The organism is Mesorhizobium sp. M7A.F.Ca.US.006.04.2.1, from assembly GCF_004022915.1.
GTDB classification, from domain to species: domain Bacteria; phylum Pseudomonadota; class Alphaproteobacteria; order Rhizobiales; family Rhizobiaceae; genus Mesorhizobium; species Mesorhizobium ciceri.
Genome location: NZ_RZQA01000667.1, coordinates 1 through 3,672 on the forward strand (window position 1 = coordinate 1; position 3,672 = coordinate 3,672).

The window sequence follows — 3,672 nt, forward strand, 5'->3', positions numbered from 1 at the left end:
CAACAGTGACCAGGCAGTCGCCGGCAAGTCGAAGCGCAAGACCCTTGGCCAGGCTGCCTTGCAGATTGTCGTCGCCGATGTGTCGATGTCGCTCGACAACGTGCTGGCGGTGGCTGGAGCGGCGCGTGATCATTTTCCGGTGCTGGTCATCGGCCTTGTGCTGTCGATCGCGCTCATGGGGCTGGCTGCGACCTTCATTGCCAAGCTGCTGCATCGCCACCGCTGGATCGCCTATGTCGGCCTGCTGATCATACTCTATGTCGCGCTGGACATGGTCTATCGTGGCGCCGTGGAGGTCTGGCCACATGTGAACAACGTGGTCGGCTGAAGCTGGCGGACATCCGCGTCTTCACTCCGTCGAAGCAAGACCGCCGTGCGTTTTGCCGCATCGCGGGCCTGCCCATACCAATGCCGCAATAAGTGTGGTACTGCGCCGGCAATCCTGAAAAGCCCGGAAACCCTCTATGTCCGCTCCCCGCGTGAGTTTTGTCAGTCTTGGATGCCCGAAGGCCCTCGTGGATTCGGAGCGCATCATCACGCGCCTGCGCGCCGAAGGTTACGAAATCGCACGCAAGCATGACGGCGCCGACCTCGTCGTCGTCAACACCTGCGGTTTTCTCGATTCCGCCCGAGACGAGTCGCTCAACGCCATCGGCTCCGCGCTTTCGGAAAACGGCCGAGTGATCGTCACCGGTTGCCTGGGCGCCGAGCCGGACGTCATTCGCGAAAAGCACCCGAATGTGCTGGCGATCACCGGGCCGCAGGCCTATGAGAGCGTGATGGCCGCGGTGCATGAGGCCGCACCGCCTTCGCACGATCCCTATATCGATCTCCTGCCGCCGCAGGGTGTCAAGCTGACGCCGCGCCACTACGCCTATCTCAAGATTTCCGAAGGCTGCAACAACCGCTGCACCTTCTGCATCATTCCCGCACTGCGTGGTGACCTCGTCTCGCGGCCGGCGGCAGATGTGCTGCGTGAGGCTGAGAAACTGGCCAAGGCTGGCGTCAAGGAACTTCTGGTCATCTCGCAGGACACCAGCGCCTACGGCATCGACATCAAGTACCAGACGTCGATGTTCGGCGACCGTGAAGTGCGCGCAAAATTCCTCGATCTTTCGGAGGAACTGGGCAAGCTCGGCATCTGGGTGCGCATGCACTATGTCTACCCCTACCCGCATGTCGCCGACGTCATCCCGCTGATGGCGGAGGGCAAGATCCTCCCTTACCTGGATATCCCGTTCCAGCATGCCTCGCCGCAGGTGTTGAAGAACATGCGCCGGCCCGCGCATGGCGAAAAGACGCTCGAGCGCATTCGCGGCTGGCGCGAGGTCTGTCCGGATCTGGCCATCCGCTCGACCTTCATCGTCGGCTTCCCCGGCGAGACGGATGACGATTTCGAGATGCTGCTCGACTGGCTCGATGAAGCCAAGATCGACCGCGCCGGCTGCTTCAAATACGAGCCGGTCCGCGGCGCCCGCTCCAACGATCTCGGTCTCGAACAGGTCCCGCAGGAAATCAAGGAGGCGCGCTGGCACCGCTTCATGCAGCGTCAGCAGAAGATTTCGGCGACACAGCTGGCCAGAAAAGTCGGCAAGCGCCTCCCGGTGCTGATCGACGAGGCGCATGGCACATCGGCACAGGGCCGCACCAAATACGACGCGCCCGAGATCGATGGCTCGGTGCACATCCAGTCGCGTCGTCCGCTGCGCCAAGGCGATATCGTCACCGTCAAGATCGACCGTGCCGACGCCTATGACCTCCATGGTTCGGCGGTCTGACGCCTCGTTCCGCGTAAATTTACTACATCTGGCGATAATCTAGGCCTCTTAACCCGCTCAGCCGCGATCCGCTCTATGGTTTGCCGACCGTAGATGCGGGAAATGCGGATGAACACCAGACCTGCGGAACAAAATTACATTGCGACGCTGGACCTGCTCAGGCTGGTCGCGGCGATGGCTGTCGTGTTCTTCCACTATTTCTTTCGCGGCGCGGCTGCCGAGGGCATTCTGGCTGAGGGTTATCCGCTTGCGGCACCGTTCGCCCTCTACGGCTATCTCGGCGTCAATCTGTTCTTCCTGATCAGCGGTTTCGTCATTGCCTGGTCGGCGGAAAACCGCAGTTGGGACCAGTTTGCGGTCGCGCGGTTCGTTCGCCTCTATCCGGGCTTCCTGCTCTGCATGACGATCACCTTCGCGATTGTCTTCCTTGCCGGGTCGCCGCTGCTTTCGGCCTCTTTCGTTCAGTATGCCGCCAATCTGTCGATGTTCGCGCCGGCGTTCGGCCAGCCCTTCATGGACGGCGTCTACTGGTCGATCGTTCTTGAACTGGTGTTCTACGGCTGGGTGACGCTGGCGCTGCTCACCGGGCTGTTTCAGAAACGCAAGCTGGAGCTGATCTTGATCTGGCTGGCGATCTCGGCCTTGAACGAGTTCTTCATCGGCAGCGGTGCCGCCAGGCTGCTGTTCATCACCGAGTTTGGACCGTTCTTCGCCGCCGGCGTGCTGGTCCACCACCTGCATGCGCATGGCCGTTCACTGCCTGCAATGCTGCTGCTTGCCGCCGCGTTCCTGATCTCCTGCGGCACGCTGTCGGTGACGCAGCACTGGATGCTTGGCCACTACGGCATTGCCGTTTCGTCGGCCAATCTGGTCATCGCCAACGTCGTCATGCACGCGGCCTTGATCGGTGCGGTGCTGCTGCGCGGCCGTATCAGGGCGTCGGGGCTCACCCTGGCGCTGGGCGGGCTGACCTATCCGCTCTATTTGCTGCACCAGGACATCGGCTATCTCGTCATCAATGCGGCAACGCCCCTTATCGGCAAATGGTTTGCCGCCTTTGGCTGCGGCGCACTTATGCTTTTCGTTTCGTGGGCAATCTGGCGCGCCTGCGAACGACCCGCACAGCGGTTGCTGAGGATTTGGCTCGGCCGCGCGGTCGATGCTGGCCTGGCACGGTTTCGTCGCGTCTCAGCCGGAGCGCAGCCCGCCGAATGAAAAAGGGCGCCTCGCGGCGCCCTCCTCATTTCGATCTCTTGCGCTGCTTACTGCGGCAGCTTGTCGTCGACACCCTTCACATAAAAATTCATGCCGAGCAGCGTGCCGTCATCGGCGACTTCGCCATCCTTCAGCCACGGCGTGCCGTCTTGCTTGGCGATCGGCCCGGTGAAGGGGTTCCAGCCGCCGGCGATCTTCTTCTCGGTGGCCTCCGCCATCGCCTTCACGTCGTCGGGCATGTTGGTGTAGGGGGCGAGCTTGACCGCGCCGTCCTTGATGCCAAGCCAGACATTGTCCGGCTTCCAGGTGCCGTCGAGGGCTGCCTGGACCCGGCTGATGTAATAGGGACCCCATTCGTCGGTAAGCGAGGTCAGCTGCGCGTTCGGCGCGAACTTGATCATGTCGGAGGACTGGCCGAAGCCGTGCAGCTTGCGCTCCTCGGCCACCTGCAGGGCAGCGGTCGAATCGGTGTGCTGGACGATAATGTCGGCACCCTGGTCGAACAGCGCCTTGGCGGCGTCGGCTTCCTTGCCCGGATCGAACCAGGAATTCACCCAGACGATCTTGGCCTTGAAGTTCGGGTTGATCGACTGCGCGCCGAGCATGAAGGAGTTGATGCCCATCACCACTTCCGGGATCGGGAAGGAAACGATGTAGCCGGCAACGCCTGCCTTCGATT

3 protein-coding genes and 1 pseudogene are annotated in these 3,672 nt (G+C 62.0%); 3 read left to right on the forward strand and 1 reads right to left on the reverse strand.

From position 1 onward, the window contains the following. The 3 genes and pseudogenes from EN925_RS27670 to EN925_RS27680 form a co-directional block, all read left to right on the forward strand. Positions 1-328, forward strand: a pseudogene (locus EN925_RS27670) (TerC family protein); the annotation flags it as partial. 136 nt (positions 329-464) lie between these two features. Next, entirely contained in the window at positions 465-1,778 is a 1,314-nt protein-coding gene (gene rimO / locus EN925_RS27675) for a 30S ribosomal protein S12 methylthiotransferase RimO (RefSeq protein ID WP_127385136.1), read from the forward strand. Positions 1,779-1,886: 108 nt separating this feature from the next. Continuing rightward, positions 1,887-2,993, forward strand: coding sequence for an acyltransferase (locus EN925_RS27680; RefSeq protein ID WP_063168007.1), 1,107 nt, complete (start codon positions 1,887-1,889; stop codon positions 2,991-2,993). A 47-nt stretch (positions 2,994-3,040) separates the two neighbouring features. On the opposite strand, the gene EN925_RS27685 is transcribed toward EN925_RS27680, so the two are convergent. After that, on the reverse strand, positions 3,041-3,672 hold a 632-nt coding region (locus EN925_RS27685; RefSeq protein ID WP_164894430.1), incomplete at its 5' end, for a BMP family ABC transporter substrate-binding protein.

What these genes read in the sequence shown, in the direction of transcription:
- rimO (WP_127385136.1), top strand. Translation starts at nt 465, where the DNA reads ATGTCCGCTCCCCGCGTGAGTTTTGTCAGTCTTGGATGCCCGAAGGCC.
- EN925_RS27680 (WP_063168007.1), top strand. Translation starts at nt 1,887, where the DNA reads ATGAACACCAGACCTGCGGAACAAAATTACATTGCGACGCTGGACCTG.